We start from the raw sequence: 22,266 nt of genomic DNA, 5'->3' as shown, positions 1-22,266 counted from the left end.
GTCGGGCGTGGACCCAGGAACGCCGTTATGGCACGGTTACCTGTTCGCAACGCTGAGTGATCAGTCTGGTCACCCTACGCAACGCGCGCTCCCTTCCGGCGTTCCTCGCGGGTCCTTGAGGTCTGGCCATCCCTGGTGGGAGACCGAACCCAGGGATCGCAACAGTACTCCATTCGGGCCACCCGGATGGAAGGGCGCGCCATCGAAGTTCGGCCGGTGATCGTGAAATCCCCGTCTCTGACCGGGGGTTTGTGAAGGTTGCGGGTGGCGTACTTCACGTAACCCCCCGAAAGGGAACTTCGGCACTTCACCCATACGTACCCTTATCCATGCAATCAGTGGAACGGGGCGGGCAAGGCGGGCAAGGTTCGACATGGGCGGTGGGCCGGTGAAGCCGGACATGGGGGTTTCCCGACGGAGAGCGGGGCGGCGCGGGGAGCCGGGCCCCGGCGAGGAGCGGCCCGGGCGCCGCCGGCTCGACCTGAACGTGCCGCAGGTGGCGGGCAGCGCCGTCGCCGCCGTGGTCGCCGCCAAGCTCGCCTCCAACCTCGGGGTGTACGGGACGATCCTCGGCGCGGGCGTCGTCAGTATCCTCGCCACCTGTGGCGGAACGATCTTCCAGCACTTCTTCCGGCGCACCGGCGAGCAGTTGCGGGACGCGGCGGTGCAGGCGAAGCCCCGGGCGCGGCAGGTGCCGGTGAGCGGCACGGGCCGCCCGGTGCCCGATACCTTCCGGCCCTCCCCGGCGCCGCCCGACCTCCCCGGCGGCCTCCCGCACCCCGTGCGCCCCGAGGACGACGCCACGGCCCTGCTCCCCACCGCCGGGGCCCCCGACGCCGTACCGCCTGGCGAGGAGGACCCGGGGGCCGACCCCACGCTGCTGCTGCGGCCCGTCCCCGGGCCGCGCCCCCCGGCCGACGACGCCACCCAGGTGCTGCGGCGCATGGCGCAGGCGCCGCCGCCCGCCGACGGGTTCGGCGAGGCGACCGTGCACCGGGCGGGCCGGCGGTTCGGCTGGAAGCGGCCGCTGCTCGCGGCGGGGCTGGTCTTCGCCGTGACGATGGGCGGCATCACGGTGTACGAGACCGCGTCGGGGCACAGCTTCGACGGCGGCGGTCACGGCACCACGATCGGCTCCGTGCTCACCGGCGGCGGCTCGGACACCGGCCCCTCGCACCGCCCCTCGGACGGGCCCGCCTCGACGCCGGGCGACTCCCCCTCGCCCTCGGCTCCCGACCCCTCCGATTCGGCCACCCCCGGCGACGGCGACCGCGGCGGCGCCACGACGCCCTCCACACCGGGCGGCACCCGCGGCACCGACCGCGCCCCCGGCGCGACCACGGACCCGGGGCAGGACGGGAGCCCCGGCGCCTCACCGGGCGGCGACGGCACCACCGCGCCCTCGGAAGCGCCCTCCGAGTCCCCGCAGGGCCCGGACGACCCGGGCTCCGCGCCCGGCTCGGGTAACGGCGCCCAGGACCAGCGGCAGGACCAGCGCGAGGAGGCGCCGACGCCCTGAGCGGCCGGGGGCGGCCCGGGGAGGGCGCCGCGCTCCAGCGGAAGCGCCGCCCGCGCGGGCGGCCGGTCGCGCGGCCCCGGGCCGGTCGCGCCGGGTCAGTCGCCGAGGACGCGCCGCAGATAGGCGTTGGCGAACCTGCGCTCCGGATCGAGCCGGTCGCGTACCGCCGTGAACGCGCCGAAGTCCGGGTAGGACGCGGCCAGGCCGGCGGCCCGCCGGGTGTGCAGCTTGCCCCAGTGCGGCCGCCCCCCGTACGCCGTGAAGATGCGTTCCGCGGCGGCGAAGTACGCGCGGTACGGCGTGCCCCGGTACATGTGCACCGCGATGTAGCCGCTGTCGCGGCCGCTCGCGGTGGACAGCGGGATGTCGTCGGCGGGCGCCACCCTGACCTCCACGGGGAAGCCGACGCGCAGCCGCGAGCGGTCCACCATCGCCTTCAGCTCCCGCAGCGCGGGCACCACGGCGGCCCGCGGCAGCGCGTACTCCATCTCGACGAAGCGGACCCTGCGGGGGCTGGTGAACACCCGGTGCGGGATGTCCGTATAGGTGCGTGCGGACAGCGCGCGGCTGGAGACAGCGGCGATCGCGGGCACCGTCGCGGGCAGCGCCCTGCCGAGGCTGCTGACGACCTGGAAGAGGCCGTTGGAGAGGAGTTCGTCGTCGACCCAGCCGCCGACCAGGCCGAGCGGCCTGGCGGGACCTGGGGCGCGGTTGTTGCGCTTGGTGACGCACCTGTCGGTGTGCGGGAACCAGTAGAACTCGAAGTGCTCGTTCTCGGTCGCGAAGGCGTCGAAGTCGGCCGTGACCCGGTCGAGGCGCATCGGCTCCTCGCACGCCCTGAGCAGGAACAGCGGCTCCACGGCGAACTCCACCGCGGTCACCACCCCGAGGGCGCCGAGCCCGACGCGGGCCGCCGCGAACACCTCGGGGTGCCGGGTGGCGGAGCAGGTCAGCAAGGAGCCGTCGGCGGTGACGAGTTCGAGGCCGCGGACCTGGGCGGCGAGCGCGGCCGAGTCCCGCCCGGTGCCGTGGGTGCCGGTGCCGATGGCGCCCGCGACGGTCTGCACCGCGATGTCGCCCATGTTGGTCAGGCTGAGCCCCGCGTGCGTGAGCGCGGCGTTCAGCTCCCGCAGCGGGGTGCCCGCGGCCACCGTGACGGTGCCCGCCGCCCGGTCGACGTGCCGGACGCCGGTCAGCCGCCGCAGGCTCAGCAGGACGCCCTCGGTGGCGCCGACCGCGGTGAACGAGTGGCCCGCGCCGACCGCCTTCACCGTGAGGCCGTCCTCCGCCGCCGCGCGCACCGCGGCCCGTACCCCCTCGACGGACGCGGGCGCCACGGCGTGCTCGGGGCGCACGGCGACCGTGCCCGCCCAGTTACGCCATGTCGGGCTCTTGCTGTTCGCCATGGGCCGCGGCTCCTTCCGTACCCGGCTGCGGACATGCCAGACGGCGGTACCCGAGCAGGGCGGTCACCAGCGCGAGCGCCCCGGCGACGCCCGGCACCGCGAGCGCCGTCTCGGCGCCCGCCGCGTCTATGACCCATCCCGCCGCCGAGGAGCCGACGGCCACTCCGACGGCCAGGCCCGTGTTCGTCCATGTCATGCCCTCGGTCAGCCGTGAGCGTGGCACGTGCTGGGCCACCAGCGCCATGGTCGTGACCATGGTTGGTGCGACGGCGAGGCCCGAGACGAACAGCGCGGCGGCGAGCGACGGCAGATTTCCCGCCAGTTGCAGCGGCACCATGCTCACGGCCATCGCGGCCACGCCCACGAGCCAGCGCCGCGCGGGCGGCCCGGTGAAGTGCACGAGCCCGAACAGCAGCCCCGCCACACAGGAGCCCGAGGCGTATATGGCGAGGACGACGCTCGCCGCCGCCTTGTGGCCCTGCTCGTCGGCGAAGGCCACCGTCACCACGTCCATCCCGCCGAAGATGCCCCCGGTCGCCACGAACGTCCCCACCAGCGCCCGCAGGCCCGGTGAGCGCAGCGCGGTCCCGCCGCCGCGGTGCTCCTCGCCGCCGGGCGGCGGCTCCGTGGCGCGCTGCGACGCGAGCCAGAACACGCCGAGCGCGAGGAAGCCCCCGGAGACCAGCGGCCCCGCCTCGGGGAACCACACGGTGCACAGCCCGATGGACAGGATCGGCCCGACGATGAAGCAGACCTCGTCCACCACCGCCTCCGCCGAGTAGGCGGTGTGCAGCCGCTTGGGCGCGCCGCGGTACAGCTCCGACCAGCGGGCGCGCACCATCGCCCCGGTGCTCGGCACACAGCCCGCGCCCGCCGCGAAGAGGAACAGCATCCCGTCGGGCAGCCGCAGGGCCGTGCTCAGCAGCAGCCCCGCGATGGCCGTGAGCGCGACGAGCGTGGTGGGACGCAGCACCCGTCGCTGCCCGTGCCGGTCGACCAGGCGCGATATCTGCGGTCCCAGCACCGCGGCGGACAGCGCGATCGTCGCGGACAGCGCCCCGGCGAGCCCGTACCTGCCGGTGATCTGTGACACCATCGTCACCACGCCGATCGCGGTCATCGACAGCGGCAGCCGCCCGATGAACCCGGCGACGGAGAACGCGAGCGCGCCGGGTGCCGAGTAGACGACGCGGTAGGGACTGGGCACGGCGGACTCCGGCGGGGAGGCTGGGACGCGCCGTAAGGCGCGAAAGAGTCAAGGAAGCCTACGCACGGCCGGGCCGGCCGGACACCGGTTATCACCGCTCTCCCGCCGTACGCGCGCATGCCGGGCCCGCGGGGCACGCGCGCGCGTGCGAGGCGCGTGCGTGCGTCCGACACCCCGGGCGTTTCCACCGCCGTCACCGGGGGGTGGCAGGATTCCTGTCATGCCACAACCGCTGTCTGCCGCTCCCTACGATGCCCTCCTGTTGCTGTCCTTCGGCGGCCCCGAGGGCCCCGACGACGTCGTGCCGTTCCTGGAGAACGTGACACGCGGCCGGGGCATCCCGCGTGAGCGGCTGAGGGAAGTGGGGCAGCACTACTTCCTGTTCGGCGGGGTCAGCCCCATCAACGAGCACAACCGCGCCCTGCTCGACGCCCTCCGCAAGGACTTCGCGGACCACGGCCTCGACCTGCCCGTGTACTGGGGCAACCGCAACTGGGCGCCCTACCTCACCGACGCTCTGCGCGACCTGGCCAGGGCCGGGCACCGGCGCGTCCTCACCCTCGCCACCAGCGCCTACGCCTCGTACTCGGGCTGCCGCCAGTACCGCGAGAACCTGGCGGAGTCGCTCGCCGCCCTGGACGCGGAAGGGCTCGCGCTGCCCCGCGTCGACAAGCTGCGGCACTACTTCAACCACCCCGGCTTCGTCGGGCCCATGGCCGACGGGGTCGTCGAAGCCCTCGCCGAACTGCCCGAGGACGTGCGCGAGGGCGCCCACATCGCGTTCACCACCCACTCCATCCCGACGGCCGCCGCCGACACCTCGGGCCCCGAGGGCGGACACGGCGACGGCGGCGCCTACGTCGCCCAGCACCTGGACGTCGCTGGCACCATCGCCGGGGCCGTGCGCGAGCGCACCGGCGCCGACCACCCCTGGCGCCTCGTCTACCAGTCGCGCTCCGGCGCCCCGCACATCCCCTGGCTCGAACCCGACATCTGCGACCACCTGGAGGAGCTGCACGCCGCGGGGGCGCCCGCGGTCGTGATGGCCCCCATCGGCTTCGTCTCCGACCACATGGAGGTCATGTACGACCTCGACACGGAGGCCGCCGCCAAGGCCGCCGCGCTCGGCCTCCCGGTGCGCCGCTCGGCCACCGTGGGCGCCGACCCGCGCTTCGCCGCCGCCGTACGGGAACTGGTCGTCGAGCGCGCCGCCGCCGAGAGCGGCCGCCCCGTGGAGCGCTGCGCGCTCGGCGCCCTCGGCCCCAGCCACGACGTGTGCCCGGCCGGCTGCTGCCCGGCCCGCACCCCCAAGCCCGCCGCCGCGGGCGCGGACAGCCCCTACGCGTGAGGCGCGCCCGCGCGCGTACGGGCCGGCCGGGCTCACGCGCGCGGGCTGCCGCCCCGCCCGGCCGCCGCACGAGACCCGTCCCACCCCGCCCGTCGCCGAGGAGAACCGTGACAGAGTCCCCGCACCGACAGCTCCTTGAGCTGGCCCTGGAGGCCGCGCACCGCGCCGGTGCCCTGCTGCGCGACGGCCGCCCCGCGGACCTGGGCGTGGCCGCGACCAAGTCGAGCCCCATCGACGTGGTCACCGAGATGGACATCGCGGCCGAGCGGCTCATCACCGGGTTCCTCGCCGAGCGCCGCCCCGACGACGGCTTCCTCGGCGAGGAGGGCGCGGCGGCCGAGGGCACCTCGGGGGTGCGCTGGGTCATCGACCCGCTGGACGGCACCGTGAACTACCTCTACGGGCTGCCCACCTGGGCCGTGTCCATCGCCGCCGAGTACCGCGGCGAGACGGTGGCGGGCGTCGTGGAGGCGCCGATGCGCGGCGAGACCTTCCACGCGGTGCTCGGCGGCGGCGCCCACGAGGGCGGGCGGCGTCTCGCGCACCGCCCCGCGCCGCCGTTCGCGGAGGCGCTGGTCTCCACGGGGTTCAACTACGTCGCCACCGTGCGTGACCATCAGGCGGAGGTGGCCCGGCAGTTGATCCCCCGGCTGCGCGACATCAGGCGGGGCGGCTCGGCCGCCATCGACCTGTGCGACCTGGCCGCGGGGCGGCTCGACGGCTACTACGAGCGCGGGCTGCACCCCTGGGACCGCGCCGCGGGCTGTCTGATCGCACGGGAGGCGGGCGCGCTCACCGGCGGCCGCCCCGGCGGGCCCGAGACGGACGACCTCACGGTCGCGGCGTCCCCCGGTGTCTTCGAACCGCTCCAGCGCGCCCTGGAGGAGCTGGGCGCCTGGCACGACTGACCGCGCTGCCCGCGGCCGGGAGCCCGTACCGGGCGCGGGGCATCGGGCGGGGGCGCCTCGGCGCAATCACCGCGCGTGTACGCGTGCGCGCGCACGCATTGAGGTCGGCCGCGCCGGTACGGCGCCCGGAGGCGGCGGGCCGGGTGGGCCGGGCGGGATGGGGCCCCGGCATGCGGACGGGCCCCGCGCCCATCAGGGTCGCGAGGCCCGCCCACACTGAACTGAGGGTCGAGAAAGAGCTTCAGGAGCTGGTCGCCCCCACCTCGACGCCGTGCTCGGCCGCCAGTCGGCGCAGGTCGTCGAGCTCGCCCTGCTCGACGTCTGCCAGGAAGTCGTCTCCTGTCTCGCGGGCGCGAGAGAGATCGGACTCCGTCGTCCTTATCCTCTGGAGCAGTCCTGCCGTGAATGCGTCCATGGTTGCGCCCCCTCGTCCTGGGTCGGGTCACTGGCACGGGGGTGTGCCCTGGGAAGGGGCGATCACGATGCGGCGGCGCCCTGAAAAGCGAGTCGTGGCGCGCCCCATACATGGCGTGATCGCGGGTGTGAATTCGTCCTCCCCGCACCGCCTCGGCCGGAAACCTCCAGCCGCGCGGAAAATTCCGGGGCCCCGCGGGCGGTCCCCCACAGTGGCGCCTTACAGCCGGTTTACGGCCGAAAGAGGCAGGATGGAGGCACCGAAGCCGTGCCCTTCCACGGGCAGATGGGAAGGAACCGACGTGCGCGTACTCGTCGTGGAGGACGAGCAACTGCTCGCCGATGCGGTGGCCACAGGACTGCGCCGGGAGGCCATGGCCGTGGACGTCGTGTACGACGGGGCGGCGGCCCTGGAGCGCATCGGGGTGAACGACTACGACGTGGTCGTGCTCGACCGTGACCTGCCGCTCGTGCACGGTGACGACGTGTGCCGGCGCATCGTCGAACTGGGCATGCCCACGCGTGTCCTGATGCTGACCGCGTCCGGCGACGTCAGCGACCGCGTCGAGGGCCTGGAGATCGGCGCGGACGACTACCTCCCGAAGCCGTTCGCCTTCACCGAGCTGATCGCGCGCGTGCGCGCGCTCGGCCGGCGCACCAGCGTCCCGCTGCCGCCGGTGCTGGAGCGCGCCGGGATCAAGCTGGACCCGAACCGCCGCGAGGTGTTCAGGGACGGCAAGGAGGTGCAGCTCGCGCCGAAGGAGTTCGCGGTGCTCGAAGTGCTGCTGCGCAGCGAGGGCGCCGTGGTCTCGGCCGAGCAGCTCCTGGAGAAGGCGTGGGACGAGAACACCGACCCGTTCACCAACGTGGTACGGGTCACGGTCATGACGCTGCGCCGCAAGCTCGGCGAGCCCGCCGTCATCGTGACCGTCCCCGGCTCCGGCTACCGGATCTGACCCGCCGTGGCCGCGAGTCCCGCGCCCCCCGCGGCGCCCCCCAAGCCCACGTGGGACCCCAGACGCCCCGAGCCGACGTTCCCCTGGCTGCGTCCCACCATCCGGATAAGGCTCACACTGCTGTACGGCGGCATGTTCCTGATCGCGGGCATCCTGCTGCTGTCGATCATCTACCTGCTCGCCGCGCAGGCCGTGCACGTGGGCAACGACCTGCCGTTCACGATCCGCTCGGGCAGCATCTCCGTGAGCAGCGACGCCTGCCCCGGCCTCGACCAGAGCACGGCCAACCCCGACGACTTCAACAGGGCGCTCAACAGTTGCGTCAACCACCAGCGCCAGGAGGCCCTGGACAACCTGCTCAGCCGCTCCCTGCTGGCGCTGCTCGGCCTCGCCGTCATCGCGTTCGCCTTCGGCTACGCGATGGCGGGCCGGGTCCTCTCGCCGCTCGGCAGGATCACCCGTACCGCGCGCAGGGTCGCGGGCTCCGACCTGTCACGGCGCATCGAGCTGGACGGGCCCGACGACGAGCTGAAGGAACTCGCCGACACCTTCGACGACATGCTGGAGCGCCTGGAGCGCGCCTTCTCGGCGCAGCAGCGCTTCGTCGGGAACGCCTCGCACGAGCTGCGCACCCCGCTCGCGATCAACAGGACCCTGCTCGAAGTGCAGCTCTCCGACCCGGAGGCGCCCGCCGAGCTGCAACAGCTCGGCAAGACCCTGCTCGCGACGAACGAGCGCAGCGAGCAGCTCGTCGAGGGCCTGCTGCTGCTCGCCCGCAGCGACAACCAGATCGTGGACCGCGGCCCCGTGGACCTCGCCGAGGTCGCCTCCCGCGCCCTCGACCAGGTGCGCGGCGAGGCGGAGCGGGCCGGAGTGGAGATCAGGGGCGTGCGCGGGCCCGCGGTGGTGCAGGGCAACGGCGTCCTGCTGGAGCGGATCGCGATCAACCTGGTGCAGAACGCCGTGCGCTACAACGTGCCGCACGAGGGCTGGGTCGAGGTCACCACGCAGGCGCAGCACGGCCAGGCCGTGCTCACGGTGGCCAACACGGGCCCTGTCGTGCCCGCGTACGAGATCGGTAATCTCTTCGAGCCGTTCCGGCGGCTGCGCACGGAGCGGACGGGCAGCGACAAGGGGGTCGGCCTCGGGCTCTCCATCGCGCGGTCGGTGGCGAGGGCGCACGGCGGGCGGATCGACGCCGCACCGCGCGAGGGGGGTGGGCTGGTGATGCGTGTCACGTTGCCGATCTGAGATGCGCGTGTGTTCGCTTTAAGCGGAATTTTCGCGACGTCCCCCTGCGGCGCCGCTCTGTGATCGATCACATACAGAACCCTGCTTTCTCCACCCTCAGTGATCGTTCATACGATCAGAAAGCCGGGAAAATCCTGGTTTCCCCGGGGGCTGATCACGGGAAGTACACGGGGGTGGTGGGCGCCCGGTGCGGTATTTGCACCGTGTACGGTGCCCTTCGCCATCCAAGCCGATCACTCGTGAGAGGGCCGGTTGGGTGTCGATTGAGTAACAGACCTTGATGTGAGGCAAAATCTCCGCCTCAGGTCGGGCACAAGTCCGGCCTCTCACGCGTTACGTGCGCTGGAGACACCGCAGACACCCAGAGGGGGAGAGCGACATGGCAACGGATTACGACACTCCACGCAAGACCGATGACGACCTCAACGAGGACAGCATCGAAGAGCTGAAGGCGAGGCGGAACGACAAGTCCACCTCGACCGTCGACGTCGACGAGTTCGAGGCGGCCGAGGGCCTTGAGCTGCCCGGCGCGGACCTCTCCAACGAGGAGCTGGCCGTCCGGGTGCTGCCGAAGCAGCAGGACGAGTTCACCTGCATGAGCTGCTTCCTGGTGCACCACCGCAGCCAACTGGCTCGCGAGAAGAACGGCCAGCCGATCTGCCGCGACTGCGACTGAGCCGGGGTCGGGCATGACCGGCTCGACCCCTCCGCGCGGGCGGCGTTTCCGCAGACGCCCCGCGGACGTATCGCAGGACTCCGCACAGGAGCCGACGGGGGAGCAGGACGAGCGGGGCCCCGGGGCCTCGCTCGACGTCACAGGAACGGACAAGGCCCCCGAGGGCCGCAGCCGCACAGCCGCCGTCCGCCGCGGCGTGCGCCTCGGCGGCAGCAGGGCGAGGGCCGCGCTCGCGGGACTCGCCGACCGGCTGATCTCACTGGCCCCCCGCATCCCGGTACGCGACCTCGCGACGCTGCGCGCCCAGTTTCCCGGCCTCGGGCCCGAGGAGCTGGCCGACAAGCTGGTCACGGGGGCGGCGGGCGCCACCTCCACCGTGGGCGCCGGGATCGGCGCCGCGGCCATGCTGCCCGTGCCGCCCGCGATGCCCACAGAGCTGGTCGCCGAGCTGACCGGCGTCGCGGCCATAGAGCTGAAGCTCGTCGCCGAGCTGCACGAGGTCTACGGCCTCAGACCGCCGGGCGACCTCAAGACCAGAAGCCGCGCCTACCTGGCCTCGTGGACCGAGGAGCGCGGCGTCGACATGAGCAAGCCGTCGAGCCTCGACACCGCCTTCGGCGGCCATCTGCGGCGCGAGCTGCGCCAGCAGATCATGAAGCGCATGGTGCGCAACCTCCCCAACCTGATGCCGTTCATGGTCGGCGCCGCCGTGGGCGCCGTGATGAACCGCCGCGACACCAGGAAGCTCGCCGAGCACATCAGGTCCGATCTGCGCCGCCGCCAGGTCCCCTGGAACGCCCTGCCCGAGCTGCCGCCCCTTGAGCGGCCGAGGGACGCGCTGCCGCCCGGTGAGTTCCCGGACGACCCGCGGAGCTGAACCGTCCGCGGCCGCGCCGGCCGCTCTCCTGTGGGCTCACACCGTTTCCCGGGCCCGCCGTCCCCCTGTGCAGCACGCGCGCGCGTGCGCGTGGGGCCCGTGTGCCGCCCCGTGCGCCCGCGACGGCCCTCAGGCCGTCCTGGCCGCCGCCAGGGCCCTGGTGAGGCGCTCGGGCTCGCGGGTGGACAGATAGGCGTACGGCGTCGGGTCCTCAGGATCGGTGATCTTGACCCGTACCGCGGTCGGCACATAGCTGCGCAGCAGCATGAAGGCCCGGGGATCGGCCTTGTACGAGCGCCAGGCCCGCGCCTCCTCCGGGTCGAGGACCTCCGCGTCGCCGAGCGCCGAGAGCGGAATCCGCGCCTCCCCCGCGACCAGCGAGTCCGCCACCACGCGGATGCGCACGGAGCCGTACGAACTCGCCACCATGGCCGAGACCGCCGTACCGCCTACCAGCCCCCCGAGCAGCGGCAACGGGCCGAACGGCAGCAGGATCAGCGCCACCGCGACCCCGACGAGAAACGAGACGAGCCACCAGGAACGGGGCGCGGTGAGGCGTTCTTCGAAGACGGCGGCGGAGGGCTCCATGGCCCAAGCTTGGCACGGCGCCCACGGCGACCATGGAGCAGGGCGGCCCCCGGGCCCCGGCGGGGGTAAGGTTCCCGCCTGTGAGTGCTACGACTTCCGCCCTGACGCCGCCCGAGGACGCGGCGCTCCCCGAGCGGCACCCCGACGCGCCCGCGCCCGGCGAACCGCTCGGCACGCACTACGCGCACTGCTTCGGCTGCGGCGACGAGCAGCCGCACGGGCTGCACCTCGTGGCGCGCGCGGGCGAAGGGCTCACCGTCAGCGCCGAGTTCGTCCCGCGCCCCGCCCACCAGGGCGCCCCCGGGCTCGCCCACGGCGGCGTCCTGACCACCGCGCTCGACGAGACCCTGGGCTGGCTGTCGCGACTGCTCGGGGTGATCGTGGTGACCGGCCGCCTGGAGACCGACTTCGTACGCCCCGTGCCCATCGGCACGACCCTCTTCCTCCAGGCCGAGATCACCGCACGCGCGGGCCGCAAGGTCTACACCCGCGCTACCGGGCGTCTCGGCGGCCCCAAGGGGGCGGTGGCGCTGCGCGCCGAGGCGCTGTTCATCGAGGTCAAGGTGGAGCACTTCGTCAAGAACGGCCGCCGCGAGGAGATCGAGGCCGCCATGGACGACCCGGACCAGGTCAGGCGCGTGCGCGCCTTCGAGGTGAACCCGTGACGGCGCCGCACCTCACCGTGCGCGCCGTACGGCTCGACCCCGACGTGCCGCTGCCCTCCTACGCGCACCCCGGGGACGCCGGCGCCGACCTGGTGACGACCGAAACCTGTGAACTCGCCCCCGGCGAGCGTAGGACGCTGCCCACCGGGGTATCCCTCGCCCTGCCCGAGGGCTACGCCGCCTTCGTGCACCCGCGCTCCGGCCTGGCCGCGCGCTGCGGCGTCGCCCTGGTGAATGCGCCCGGGACCGTGGACGCCGGGTACCGTGGAGAGATCAAGGTGATCGTGGTGAATCTCGACCCGCGCGAGTCGGTGCGGTTCGAGCGCCTGGACCGGATCGCCCAGCTGATCGTCCAACGGGTCGAGAGGGTGCGCTTCCAAGAGGTCGTGGAGCTTCCCGGCTCGGCTCGGGCCGACCGGGGCTTCGGCTCCACCGGTGGGCACTCCGCTTCCGGCGGCGGCCCCGGTGGGCACGTGGGTGGGCAACTGGATGGGACTAGCTACGCATCGGTCGTATCCGACCGGGAAGGACAGTGACGTGTTCGGACGTCGCAAGAAGAGGACTTCCGCCGAGGACGCGGCGGACGAGGCGAGCGAGGCCGAGCAGGTCGGCGACGTCGATGAGGCCGACTCGGCGGACTCCGGGGCCCCGGCGGACGCCGAGTCCGCGGAGCCTGCCGAGGAGGAGCAGGAGCGTGTACGGCTCGAACCCGAGCCCCGCCCCGACGGCCCCTGGGACAGCACCGAGCTGGGCGATCCCGGCGAGGGCCGGGTGAACCTGGGCGGCATGTACGTACCGGGCGTCGAGGGCATGGAGCTGCGCGTCGAGGTCGCCGGTGACGCGATTGTCGCCGCCACCGTGGTCCTCAAGGACAGCGCGGTACAGCTCCAGGCGTTCGCCGCGCCCAAGCGCGAGGGCATCTGGGGCGAGGTGCGCGAGGAGATCGCGTCCGGCATCACCCAGCAGGGCGGCGTCATCGACGAGGTCGAGGGCCCGCTCGGCTGGGAGCTGCGGGCGCAGGTGCCGGTGCAACTGCCCGACGGCAAGAGCGGTTTCCAGGTGGTGCGCTTCGTCGGCGTCGACGGCCCCCGCTGGTTCCTGCGCGGGGTGATCTCCGGCCAGGGCGCGGTGAAGCCCGAGGCCGCGGGGCTGCTTGAGCAGATCTTCCGGGACACCGTGATCGTGCGCGGCGAGGGCCCGATGGCGCCCCGCGACCCGATCGTCCTCAAGCTCCCCAACGACGCGCAGATGGTGCCCGAGGGCGTCCAGCAGGAGGAGCAGAGCGTGTCCCGCTTCTCCGGCGGCATGGGCCAGCTCGCCCGCGGCCCGGAGATCACCGAGGTCCGCTGAGCCGCGCCCCCGCGCCGGGGCCGCACACCGGAGCACGAGGGGCCGTTCCCCCCAGGGGGAGCGGCCCCTCGGCATGTCCGCGGGTGTCTCCGTACTGCCGCGGCTCCTGCCTTCGTGACGTGCGCGGAAGCCCACCGTCTGGTCATGTACATGAACCTCTGCTCGGACCCTTGACGGCCCTCTTGGTCCGTACCTATGGTCACTGGCCATCGCGAGTGTTCAGCATTTCACCCATCGTTCATGTATGAGAATGGATGGCCCCCCACATGACAGACACTCACGCCCGCCCCCGCCCCGCGGGACGCCGGGGCCGGCGCGCCGCGCTGTGCGGCACCGCCGCTGCCGCCGCCCTCGTCGCCGGGCTCCTCGCGGGCCCCGCCGCCTCCGCGGCGCCCGGCACCTTCGTCCACCCCGGCGTCACCGTCTCCGCCGCCCAGCTCGACTTCGTACGGGAGAAGGTGAACGCGGGGGAGCAGCCCTGGAAGGACGCCTACGACCAGATGACCGGCAGCGGCTACGCGGACCTGGACCGCACGCCCAGGCCCCGCGAGGTCGTCGAGTGCGGCCCCTACTCCGACCCCAACCTCGGCTGCACCGACGAGCGCGAGGACGCCATCGCGGCCTACACCGACGCCCTCGTCTGGTACCTCACCGGCGACGAGCGGTACGCCCGGAAGTCCATCGAGCTGATGGACGCCTGGTCCGCCACCCTCAGGGACCACACCAACAGCAACGCCCCCCTCCAGACCGGGTGGGCGGGCTCCTCCTGGCCCAAGGCCGCCGAGATCATCAAGTACGCGTACACCGCCGACGGCGGTACCTGGGCGAACGAGGGCCGCTTCGCGGACCTGCTCCGGGACGTCTACCTGCCCAAGGTCATCGCGGGCTCCGACTCCAACGGGAACTGGGAGCTGACCATGACCGAGGCCGCGGTCGGCATCTCCGTCTTCCTTGAGGACAAGGCGTCGTACGACCGCGCGATGGACACCTTCAGGGTCCGGGTCCCGGCGTACGTCTACCTCGCGTCCGACGGCGACCTGCCGAAGACCGTGCCAGGCAGCGGGCGCGACAGCCGCGACGAGATCATCGCGTACTGGCAGGGCCTCGACCACTTCGAGAACGGCGTCACCCAGGAGACCTGCCGCGACCTCACCCACACCGGCTACGGCATCTCCTCCATCTCGCACATCGCCGAGACCAGCCGCATCCAGGGCGACGACCTCTACGGGACCGACGTCGGCGAGCGGCTGCGCTACGCGCTCGGCTTCCAGTCGAAGTACGCGCTGGGAGCCCAGCCGCCGAGCTGGCTGTGCGGCGGCGCCGTCAAGGACGACCTGGGGCCGATCACCGAGGTCGGCTTCAACGCCCTCCACACCCGCCTCGGCAACGCCATGGACAACACCCAGACGCTCACCGAGCAGAAGCGCCCCCAGGGCACCAACAACCTCTTCGTCGCCTGGGAGACGCTCACCCACGCCGAGAACCCCAACTGACCTGCCCCGCGCGGCGGGTGCCCACCGCCCGCCGCGCCCCGGCCACCGCCCGCCGCGCCCCGGCCACCGCCCGCCGGGACCGGCATTGCCCGGCCAGGGCGCGTCCGGCGATACTGGGCGCTTCGGCGCACGGCCGCCCGCCACGGCGGCCCGGGAGACGGCCGGCAGGGCCGACCCGGCAGGGCGGCGGGGACGACGGGGGGCGACATGGCGGACACCGGGCGCACCGCGCTCGCGCGGGGCGCGGCGGACACGGACGGCGAGCGGGACGGGGCCGAAGGCGCCGACGGCGGGCCGATGGTGCGCGCCGAGGGACTGCACCGCTCGTACGGCACCGGCGCCGCCGCCGTGCACGCGCTGCGCGGGGTCTCCTTCACCGTCCCGCGCGGCGAACTGGTGGCGCTCAAGGGCCGCTCCGGCTCCGGCAAGACCACCCTGCTCAACCTCGTCGGCGGCCTCGACAGGCCGGACGCGGGCACCGTCGTCGTGGACGGGCTCGACCTGGCGGGGCTCGGCGAGAAGGGCGCGCTCGACCTGCGCAGGGACCGTATCGGCTTCGTCTTCCAGTCCTTCGGCCTCATCCCGATCCTCACCGCCGCCGAGAACGTCGGCGTGCCGATGCGGCTGCGCGGGGCCGACCCGCGCGAGCGCGAGGAGCGGGTCGAGCTGCTGCTCTCCCTCGTCGGCCTCGCGGACCACGCGCGCCAGCGCCCCGGCGAGCTGTCCGGCGGCCAGCAGCAGCGCGTCGCCATCGCGCGCGCCCTCGCCAACCGGCCCTCGCTGATCATCGCCGACGAGCCCACGGGCCAGCTCGACGCCGAGACCGGGCACGCCGTGATGGAGCTGCTGCGCGCGGTGGTGCGCGGCGAGGGCGTCACCGCGCTCGTGGCCACCCACGACGCCGCCCTGCTCGACCTCGCCGACCGCGTCCTCGAACTCAGCGACGGCACCATCGTCCACCGCAGGGGGCCGGGGGACCCGGGAGAGCCGGGCGGACACGGAGGCCGCACGGACCGGGCCGCCGCCCCTGCCTCCGCACCCGCCTCCGCCGAGGCCGCCACACCCGCCGAGACCGCCCCCGGGCCCGGCCGCCCCGGGAGAGCGTGAGCCCCCGGTCTCCCGTCACCCCCGGTGAGCGGCGCGCGCCCCGGGGCGCACCCGGGGTGACGGAGGCCGCACCCGCCCCGTTCCCGCCATCAGGGATGCGTCAAGGACGCACCAACCCCGGCCACCTGCCCGTTCGGTCCCGACCCGGCGTCGTAATGTCGACGGCGCGCACAGATGTCAGCGAAAGACAATGGACCCATGGGACGCGGCAAGCTTCGTATCTACCTCGGCTCGGCCCCCGGCGTGGGCAAGACGTACGCGATGCTCTCCGAGGCGCACCGCCGCCTCGAACGCGGCACCGACTGCGTCATCGGCTTCGCGGAGCACCACGAGAGGCCGCGCACCGAGGCGCTCGCGCAGGGCCTTGAGGAGGTCCCGCGCCGGGAGCTGACGCACCGCGGCGCCGTCTTCGGCGAGATGGACGTCGACGCCGTCCTGGCCAGGGAGCCGGAGCTGGCCCTCGTGGACGAGCTGGCCCACACCAACGTGCCGGGCTCGCGCAACACCAAGCGCTGGCAGGACGTCGAGGAACTGCTCGCCCGCGGTATCAACGTCATCTCCACCGTCAACATCCAGCACCTGGAGTCCCTGGGCGACGTCGTCGAGGCCATCACGGGCGTGCGGCAGCGCGAGACCGTGCCCGACGAGGTGGTGCGCCGCGCCGACCAGATCGAACTCGTCGACATGGACCCCCAGGCCCTGCGCCGCCGCATGGCGCACGGCAACATCTACCAGCCGGACAAGGTCGACGCCGCGCTGTCGAACTACTTCCGCCCCGGCAACCTCACCGCGCTGCGCGAGCTGGCCCTGCTCTGGGTCGCCGACCGGGTCGACTCCTACCTCCAGCAGTACCGCGGCGAACACGGCATCCGCAGCACCTGGGGCACCAGGGAGCGCATCGTCGTCGGCCTCACCGGCGGCCCCGAGGGCCGCACCCTGATCCGGCGGGCCGCCCGGATGGCCGCGAAGGGCTCGGGCAGCGAGATCCTCGCCGTCTACGTGGCCAGGAGCGACGGGCTCACCTCGGCCTCCCCGAAGGAGCTGGCCGTCCAGCGCACCCTGGTCGAAGACCTCGGAGGAACCTTCCACCACGTCGTCGGCGACGACGTGCCCGCCGCGCTGCTCGACTTCGCGCGCGGCGTCAACGCCACCCAGATCGTGCTGGGCTCCTCACGCCGCAAGACCTGGCAGTACGTCTTCGGGCCCGGCGTCGGCGCCACCGTGGCCCGGGAGTCCGGGCCCGACCTCGACGTGCACATCGTCACCCACGAGGAGGTCGCCAAGGGCCGCGGGCTGCCGGTGGCGCGCGGCGCCCGGCTCGGCAGGTCCCGTACCGTCGCCGGCTGGCTCACCGGCGTCGGCGGCACCGCGCTGCTCGCGGTGGTCCTCGCCAACGTCGACGCCGACCTCGGCCTCGCCAACGACATGCTGCTGTTCCTCGCGATGACGGTCGCGGCGGCGCTGCTCGGCGGGCTCGCCCCCGCGCTCGCGTCGGCCGCCGTCGGCTCCATCCTGCTCAACTGGTTCTTCACGCCGCCGCTGCACCGGGTCACCATCGCCGACCCCAAGAACATCGTCGCCATCGCCGTCTTCGTCGCCGTGGCGCTCTCCGTGGCCTCCGTCGTCGACCTCGCGGCCCGCCGCACCCACCAGGCCGCGCGGCTGCGCGCCGAGGCCGAGATCCTCTCCTTCCTCGCGGGCAACGTGCTGCGCGGCGAGACCTCGCTCGACGCCCTGCTGGAACGCGTCCGCGAGACCTTCGCCATGGAGTCCGTGGCGCTGCTGGAGCGCGCGGGCGACCACGAGCCCTGGACCCGGGCCGGCAGCGCCGGGCCCGCGCCCGTCGCACGGCCCGAGGACGCCGATGTGGACATGCCCGTCGGCGACCACATGGCGCTCGCCCTGTCGGGACGGGTGCTGCCCGCCGCCGACCGCCGCGTCCTCGCCGCCTTCGCCGCGCAGGCCGCCGTCGTCCTCGACCGGCAGCGGCTGAAGACCGAGGCCGAGCAGGCACGCGCGCTCGCCGAGGGCAACCGCATACGCACCGCCCTGCTCGCCGCCGTCAGCCACGACCTGCGCACCCCGCTCTCCGCGATCAAGGCGGCGGTCAGCTCGCTGCGCTCCGACGACGTGGCGTGGTCCGAGGAGGACCAGGCCGAACTGCTCGAAGGCATCGAGCAGAGCACCGACAGGCTCGACCACCTCGTCGGCAACCTCCTCGATATGTCACGCCTGCACACCGGCACCGTCACCCCGCTGATGCGTGAGACCGACCTCGACGAGGTGGTGCCGATGGCCCTGGTCGGCGTCCCCGAGGGCAGCGTCGGCCTCGACATCCCCGAGACCCTGCCGATGACCCTCGCCGACCCCGGGCTGCTGGAGCGCGCGGTCGCCAACGTCGTCGAGAACGCCGTCAAGTACAGCCCGGGGCCCGCCTCCGTGCTGGTGTCCGCTTCCACCCTCGGCGACCGCGTGGAACTGCGCGTGGCCGACCGCGGCCCCGGGGTCCCCGACGACGCCAAGGAGCGCATCTTCGCGCCCTTCCAGCGGTACGGCGACGCCCCGCGCGGCGCCGGCGTCGGACTCGGCCTCGCGGTAGCCCGCGGCTTCGCCGAGGCCATGGGCGGCACCCTCGACGCCGAGGACACCCCCGGCGGCGGCCTCACCATGGTCCTCACCCTCGCCGCCGCACCGGCCGGCGCCAGGAGCCGCGCCGACCTGCCGGCGAAGGCCGCGCCGTGACCCCCGCGGCGGCCGCCGCCACGCCCCGAGGCACGGCGCTCCCGCTCCCCGCGCCCCGGGACGCGGCGCTCGGGCACCGACAACCATCCGCACGAGACTGGCAGGTAACGATGACCCGGGTGCTCGTCGTCGACGACGAACCGCAGATCGTCCGCGCGCTGGAGATCAACCTCAAGGCGCGCAAGTACGAGGTCGACTCGGCCACCGACGGCGCCTCCGCACTCCGCCTCGCCGCGGCCCGCCACCCCGACGTCGTCGTCCTCGACCTCGGCCTGCCCGACATGGACGGCGTCGAGGTGATCAGGGGGCTGCGCGGCTGGACCCGGGTGCCGGTGCTCGTGCTGTCCGCGCGGCACAGCTCCGACGAGAAGGTCGAGGCGCTGGACGCGGGCGCCGACGACTACGTCACCAAGCCGTTCGGCATGGACGAACTCCTCGCCAGGCTGCGCGCCGCGGTGCGCAGGGCCGAGCCCACCGGGAGCGCCGAGGGCGACGACGTGCTCGTCGAGGCCGAGGGCTTCACCGTCGACCTGGCCGCGAAGAAGGTCCACAGGGACGGCCGCGACGTCAGGCTCACCCCCACCGAGTGGCACCTGCTCGAAGTGCTCGTACGCAACGGCGGCCGCCTCGTCGGCCAGAAACAGCTCCTCCAGGAGGTCTGGGGCCCCTCCTACGGCACCGAGACCAACTACCTGCGGGTCTACATGGCGCAGCTCCGCCGCAAGCTGGAGGCCAACCCCTCCCACCCCCGCCACTTCGTCACCGAGCCCGGCATGGGATACCGGTTCGAGAAGTGACCCCGCGGGGCGAACTTTCCCCGTGCCCTCGCACCGCGGGGGACACCCCGTCGGCCCCGCCGTCCCGCCCCTCGCGCACTCCCGACGCCCTGCGTTTACCGCACCCCGGGGGCCCACCGGTACGCTTTCCCGTATGAGCGCAGTTCCCCGTTCCGGCAAGCAGTCGGGCCGGCTCCGACGCATGCTGGGCCGCCTGGCCGACATCACCGCTGCCCCGGAGGACCTGGACTCCGAGGAACTGCGCGAGGAGGCCGAGAACACCGGCTGCACCCGCATCGGCGACTGCCGGGACCGGCAGATCGTCACCGTTACTGGTACGTTGCGCACGGTCACCCTGCGGCCCCGGGCCGGGGTCCCCGCGCTGGAGGCCGAGCTGTTCGACGGCACCGCCGCGTTGGACGTGGTATGGCTCGGCCGCCGCTCCATCGTGGGGATCGAGCCGGGGCGCAAGCTCATCGCGTCCGGCCGGATCTCCATGAGCCACGGCCGCCGGGTGCTGTTCAACCCGAAGTACGAACTCAGACCCCTCGGACGGGAGTAAGCGGTGACGTCGCTCGACAAGTCGACCGGACGCCAGGACGGGTCCGGAGCCGATGACGACGCCGAGGCCGCGGCCGACGCCCGCGCCGCCACGGAGGCCGCGCTCTTCGAGGCGTTCGGCGGCGTGCGGGGCATGGTGGAGACGGTCCTTCCCGGGCTGCTCTTCGTCTCGGTCTTCACGGTCAACAAGGACCTGAAGACCTCCGCGATCGCCGCGATCGCCGTTGCCCTGCTGCTCGTCGTGGTGCGCTTGGTGATGCGCGACACCCTCAAGCACGCCTTCAGCGGCGTCTTCGGAGTCGGCTTCGGCGTGCTCTTCGCGCTCTTCACGGGCAACGCCAAGGACTTCTACCTGCCCGGGATGATCTACACCCTGGGCCTCGCGCTCGCCTACGTCGTCACCACGCTCGCGGGTGTCCCGCTGATCGGCGTCATCCTCGGCCCGATCTTCAAGGAGAACCTCTCCTGGCGCACCAGGAACCCCGGCCGCAAGAAGGCGTACAGCCGGTCGAGCTGGGCATGGGGGCTGATCCTCCTCGCCAAGTGCGTCATCCTCTTCCCGCTGTACTGGTGGGCCGACACCACCCAGCTCGGCTGGGTCCTGGTCGCCCTGAAGATCCCGCCGTTCCTGCTCGCCGTCTGGCTCACCTGGGTCTTCCTCGCGAAGGCGCCGCCGCCGATCGACGTCTTCGCGGAGATGGAGGCCGAGGAGGCCCGCCAGGCCGCCCTGGAGCGCGGCGAGGACCCCGACGCGGCCGCCGCCCCCGGCGCGGAGCAGCCCACCACGCCGGGGGAGGGCGGCCGCCACCGGCGGTAGCCCCCGCCGCCCCCGCGGGCCCTACTCCAGATCCGCCTCGTCCCGTACCGAGAGCAGTTCCTCCAGCTCCTGCTCCCGGGTCTGCGCCGCCACGAACAACAGCTCGTCGCCCACCTCAAGGGCGTCGTCCGCCGACGGGACCAGCACCCGGGTGCCCCTGATGATCGTCACCAGGGAGGTGTCGTCGGGCCAGCGCACATCGCCGACCTGGGTCCCGGCGAGCGCCGACTCCGGGGGCAGGGTCAGCTCCACCAGGTTCGCGTCCCCGTGGCTGAAGCGCAGCAGCCGTACCAGGTCGCCGACGCTCACCGCCTCCTCCACCAGCGCCGACATCAGCCGGGGCGTGGACACCGCGACGTCGACGCCCCACGCCTCGTTGAACAGCCACTCGTTCTTGGGGTTGTTGACCCGGGCCACCACCCGCGGAACCGCGTACTCCGTCTTCGCGAGCAGCGACACCACCAGATTGACCTTGTCGTCCCCGGTCGCCGCGATCACGACGTTGCAGCGCTGCAACGCGGCCTCGTCCAGCGACGTGATCTCACAGGCGTCCGCGAGCAGCCACTCGGCCTGCGGCACCCGCTCCACCGAGATGGCCGTCGGCGCCTTGTCGATCAGCAGCACCTCGTGCCCGTTCTCCAGCAGCTCCCCGGCGATGGACCGGCCCACGGCGCCGGCGCCCGCAATGGCGACCCTCATCACTGACCGCCCTCCCCAGGACCCTCGGCGAACGCGGCCTCGACCCTGCCGACCTCACCGGTCCGCATCATCACATGCACCAGATCGCCCTCCTGGAGGACCGTGCTCGACGTCGGCAGCATCGCCTCCCCGAGCCGGGTCAGGAACGCCACCCGCACCCCGGTCTCCTCCTGGAGCTCGCTGATACGGTGCCCGACCCAGTCGGGCGAGGTGTGCACCTCCGCGAGCTGCACACCCCCGGTGGGATCGCGCCACAGCGGCTCGGCGCCCGACGGCAGCAGCCGCCGCAGCATCTGGTCGGCGGTCCAGCGGACCGTGGCCACCGTGGGGATGCCGAGGCGCTGGTAGACCTCGGCGCGCCGGGGGTCGTAGATGCGGGCCGCGACGTTCTCGATGCCGAACATCTCCCTGGCCACCCGCGCCGCGATGATGTTCGAGTTGTCACCGCTCGACACGGCCGCGAACGCGCCCGCCTCCTCGATCCCGGCCTCCCGCAGGGTGTCCTGGTCGAAACCCACCCCGGTGACGCGCCGCCCGGCGAAGCCGGAACCCAGACGCCTGAACGCGGTGGGGTCCTGGTCGACCACGGCGACCGTATGCCCCTGTTGCTCCAGGGCCTGGGCCAGCGCGGACCCCACCCTGCCGCAGCCCATGATCACGATGTGCACCTGTCCTCTACCTCGCACTCCTGGTCGTCCCACTGACCCGTCGTTCGCCTTCGCGCGCCGTCCCGCCCGCCCCGACGGTCCGGGCGGGACCATGCGGGATGGATGGGCCACGGTGCCGGATGTTGAGCTTAAGGGCTCATGCGCCCCGTGTGCTCGGCGCAACCGCGCGTTCCGGGACAAGGGCCGCAGTGGTGGGGGTGTGCTGGGCGCGGACCGGCCGAACGCTTACGATCCTCAG

Annotated in this window: 22 protein-coding genes; 16 read left to right on the top strand and 6 right to left on the bottom strand. The window is 73.4% G+C overall.

Annotation, left to right across the window (positions count from 1 at the left end):
* Positions 1–400 precede the first annotated feature (400 nt).
* On the top strand, positions 401–1,519 hold the full coding sequence (locus tag ACIBIW_RS11775) for a hypothetical protein (protein ID WP_399334663.1): 1,119 nt from the start codon (positions 401–403) through the stop codon (positions 1,517–1,519).
* Positions 1,520–1,614: 95 nt separating this feature from the next.
* Here the strand turns inward: ACIBIW_RS11775 and ACIBIW_RS11770 are convergent, their stop codons facing one another.
* A complete protein-coding gene (locus ACIBIW_RS11770; protein ID WP_399334661.1) occupies positions 1,615–2,925 on the bottom strand; it encodes a D-arabinono-1,4-lactone oxidase in 1,311 nt (436 codons plus the stop codon).
* A complete protein-coding gene (locus ACIBIW_RS11765) occupies positions 2,894–4,132 on the bottom strand; it encodes an MFS transporter (protein ID WP_399334659.1) in 1,239 nt (412 codons plus the stop codon). The genes ACIBIW_RS11770 and ACIBIW_RS11765 overlap by 32 nt, the downstream gene beginning before the upstream one ends.
* 220 nt (positions 4,133–4,352) lie before the next feature.
* Between ACIBIW_RS11765 and ACIBIW_RS11760 the strand changes: the two genes are divergently transcribed.
* Positions 4,353–5,480: a ferrochelatase gene (locus ACIBIW_RS11760; RefSeq protein WP_399334657.1), complete on the top strand. Its 1,128-nt coding sequence runs from the start codon at positions 4,353–4,355 to the stop codon at positions 5,478–5,480.
* Positions 5,481–5,587: 107 nt separating this feature from the next.
* Positions 5,588–6,388: an inositol monophosphatase family protein gene (locus ACIBIW_RS11755; protein WP_399334655.1), complete on the top strand. Its 801-nt coding sequence runs from the start codon at positions 5,588–5,590 to the stop codon at positions 6,386–6,388.
* A 241-nt stretch (positions 6,389–6,629) separates the two neighbouring features.
* Here the strand turns inward: ACIBIW_RS11755 and ACIBIW_RS11750 are convergent, their stop codons facing one another.
* Positions 6,630–6,803, bottom strand: coding sequence for a hypothetical protein (locus ACIBIW_RS11750; RefSeq protein ID WP_399334653.1), 174 nt, complete (start codon positions 6,801–6,803; stop codon positions 6,630–6,632).
* 301 nt (positions 6,804–7,104) lie between these two features.
* Here ACIBIW_RS11750 and ACIBIW_RS11745 point away from each other — a divergent pair, with 301 nt between their 5' ends.
* The 4 genes from ACIBIW_RS11745 (at position 7,105) to ACIBIW_RS11730 (ending at position 10,562) form a co-directional block, all read left to right on the top strand.
* Positions 7,105–7,758: a response regulator transcription factor gene (locus ACIBIW_RS11745; RefSeq protein WP_399334651.1), complete on the top strand. Its 654-nt coding sequence runs from the start codon at positions 7,105–7,107 to the stop codon at positions 7,756–7,758.
* 6 nt (positions 7,759–7,764) lie between these two features.
* Complete coding sequence (locus tag ACIBIW_RS11740) at positions 7,765–9,009, top strand: sensor histidine kinase (RefSeq protein WP_399334649.1); 1,245 nt, start codon at positions 7,765–7,767, stop codon at positions 9,007–9,009.
* A gap of 379 nt (positions 9,010–9,388) precedes the next feature.
* On the top strand, positions 9,389–9,685 hold the full coding sequence (locus ACIBIW_RS11735) for a DUF4193 domain-containing protein (RefSeq protein ID WP_003951337.1): 297 nt from the start codon (positions 9,389–9,391) through the stop codon (positions 9,683–9,685).
* Between the two features lie 13 nt (positions 9,686–9,698).
* Positions 9,699–10,562, top strand: coding sequence for a hypothetical protein (locus ACIBIW_RS11730; RefSeq protein ID WP_399334646.1), 864 nt, complete (start codon positions 9,699–9,701; stop codon positions 10,560–10,562).
* Positions 10,563–10,691: 129 nt separating this feature from the next.
* On the opposite strand, the gene ACIBIW_RS11725 is transcribed toward ACIBIW_RS11730, so the two are convergent.
* Complete coding sequence (locus tag ACIBIW_RS11725) at positions 10,692–11,150, bottom strand: DUF3093 domain-containing protein (RefSeq protein ID WP_399334644.1); 459 nt, start codon at positions 11,148–11,150, stop codon at positions 10,692–10,694.
* A gap of 80 nt (positions 11,151–11,230) precedes the next feature.
* On the opposite strand from ACIBIW_RS11725, the gene ACIBIW_RS11720 reads away from it, so the two are divergent.
* The 9 genes from ACIBIW_RS11720 (at position 11,231) to ACIBIW_RS11680 (ending at position 20,661) form a co-directional block, all read left to right on the top strand.
* On the top strand, positions 11,231–11,815 hold the full coding sequence (locus ACIBIW_RS11720; RefSeq protein ID WP_399334642.1) for a PaaI family thioesterase: 585 nt from the start codon (positions 11,231–11,233) through the stop codon (positions 11,813–11,815).
* Positions 11,812–12,351, top strand: coding sequence for a dUTP diphosphatase (dut, locus tag ACIBIW_RS11715; protein ID WP_399334640.1), 540 nt, complete (start codon positions 11,812–11,814; stop codon positions 12,349–12,351). Before ACIBIW_RS11720 ends, dut begins: the two co-directional genes overlap by 4 nt.
* A 1-nt stretch (position 12,352) precedes the next feature.
* Positions 12,353–13,165, top strand: a complete 813-nt coding sequence (locus ACIBIW_RS11710; RefSeq protein WP_399334638.1) for a DUF3710 domain-containing protein — start codon at positions 12,353–12,355, stop codon at positions 13,163–13,165.
* A 266-nt stretch (positions 13,166–13,431) separates the two neighbouring features.
* Positions 13,432–14,658 carry an alginate lyase family protein gene (locus ACIBIW_RS11705; protein WP_399334636.1) on the top strand — a complete coding sequence of 409 codons (1,227 nt, stop codon included), beginning with the start codon at positions 13,432–13,434 and terminating at the stop codon, positions 14,656–14,658.
* Positions 14,659–14,865: 207 nt separating this feature from the next.
* The gene (locus ACIBIW_RS11700) at positions 14,866–15,765 is read left to right on the top strand and encodes an ABC transporter ATP-binding protein (protein ID WP_399334634.1); all 900 of its coding nucleotides are present in this window, start codon (positions 14,866–14,868) and stop codon (positions 15,763–15,765) included.
* Positions 15,766–15,963: 198 nt separating this feature from the next.
* Positions 15,964–18,507 carry an ATP-binding protein gene (locus ACIBIW_RS11695; protein ID WP_399334632.1) on the top strand — a complete coding sequence of 848 codons (2,544 nt, stop codon included), beginning with the start codon at positions 15,964–15,966 and terminating at the stop codon, positions 18,505–18,507.
* A 110-nt stretch (positions 18,508–18,617) separates the two neighbouring features.
* Positions 18,618–19,304 (top strand): response regulator, encoded by a 687-nt coding sequence (locus ACIBIW_RS11690; RefSeq protein WP_399334630.1) that lies wholly within the window; start codon positions 18,618–18,620, stop codon positions 19,302–19,304.
* Positions 19,305–19,437: 133 nt separating this feature from the next.
* A complete protein-coding gene (locus ACIBIW_RS11685; protein ID WP_399334628.1) occupies positions 19,438–19,845 on the top strand; it encodes an OB-fold nucleic acid binding domain-containing protein in 408 nt (135 codons plus the stop codon).
* Between the two features lie 3 nt (positions 19,846–19,848).
* Entirely contained in the window at positions 19,849–20,661 is an 813-nt protein-coding gene (locus ACIBIW_RS11680) for a DUF3159 domain-containing protein (RefSeq protein WP_399334626.1), read from the top strand.
* Positions 20,662–20,682: 21 nt separating this feature from the next.
* Here the strand turns inward: ACIBIW_RS11680 and ACIBIW_RS11675 are convergent, their stop codons facing one another.
* Positions 20,683–21,360 (bottom strand): potassium channel family protein, encoded by a 678-nt coding sequence (locus ACIBIW_RS11675; protein WP_399334624.1) that lies wholly within the window; start codon positions 21,358–21,360, stop codon positions 20,683–20,685.
* The gene (locus tag ACIBIW_RS11670; protein WP_399334622.1) at positions 21,360–22,028 is read right to left on the bottom strand and encodes a potassium channel family protein; all 669 of its coding nucleotides are present in this window, start codon (positions 22,026–22,028) and stop codon (positions 21,360–21,362) included. Before ACIBIW_RS11670 ends, ACIBIW_RS11675 begins: the two co-directional genes overlap by 1 nt.
* Positions 22,029–22,266: the final 238 nt, after the last annotated feature.

Source organism: Streptomyces sp. NPDC050560 (assembly GCF_044457285.1).
Classification (GTDB): domain Bacteria; phylum Actinomycetota; class Actinomycetes; order Streptomycetales; family Streptomycetaceae; genus Streptomyces.
This window is presented reverse-complemented; position numbering and strand designations above follow the sequence as displayed.

Coding starts and splice junctions, on each gene's coding strand:
- ACIBIW_RS11690 (WP_399334630.1), top strand. CDS start 18,618: ATGACCCGGGTGCTCGTCGTCGACGACGAACCGCAGATCGTCCGCGCG.
- ACIBIW_RS11725 (WP_399334644.1), bottom strand. CDS start 11,150: ATGGAGCCCTCCGCCGCCGTCTTCGAAGAACGCCTCACCGCGCCCCGT.
- ACIBIW_RS11760 (WP_399334657.1), top strand. CDS start 4,353: ATGCCACAACCGCTGTCTGCCGCTCCCTACGATGCCCTCCTGTTGCTG.
- ACIBIW_RS11775 (WP_399334663.1), top strand. CDS start 401: ATGGGGGTTTCCCGACGGAGAGCGGGGCGGCGCGGGGAGCCGGGCCCC.
- ACIBIW_RS11730 (WP_399334646.1), top strand. CDS start 9,699: ATGACCGGCTCGACCCCTCCGCGCGGGCGGCGTTTCCGCAGACGCCCC.
- ACIBIW_RS11700 (WP_399334634.1), top strand. CDS start 14,866: ATGGCGGACACCGGGCGCACCGCGCTCGCGCGGGGCGCGGCGGACACG.
- ACIBIW_RS11770 (WP_399334661.1), bottom strand. CDS start 2,925: ATGGCGAACAGCAAGAGCCCGACATGGCGTAACTGGGCGGGCACGGTC.
- ACIBIW_RS11735 (WP_003951337.1), top strand. CDS start 9,389: ATGGCAACGGATTACGACACTCCACGCAAGACCGATGACGACCTCAAC.
- ACIBIW_RS11685 (WP_399334628.1), top strand. CDS start 19,438: ATGAGCGCAGTTCCCCGTTCCGGCAAGCAGTCGGGCCGGCTCCGACGC.
- ACIBIW_RS11750 (WP_399334653.1), bottom strand. CDS start 6,803: ATGGACGCATTCACGGCAGGACTGCTCCAGAGGATAAGGACGACGGAG.
- ACIBIW_RS11705 (WP_399334636.1), top strand. CDS start 13,432: ATGACAGACACTCACGCCCGCCCCCGCCCCGCGGGACGCCGGGGCCGG.
- ACIBIW_RS11675 (WP_399334624.1), bottom strand. CDS start 21,360: ATGAGGGTCGCCATTGCGGGCGCCGGCGCCGTGGGCCGGTCCATCGCC.
- ACIBIW_RS11695 (WP_399334632.1), top strand. CDS start 15,964: ATGGGACGCGGCAAGCTTCGTATCTACCTCGGCTCGGCCCCCGGCGTG.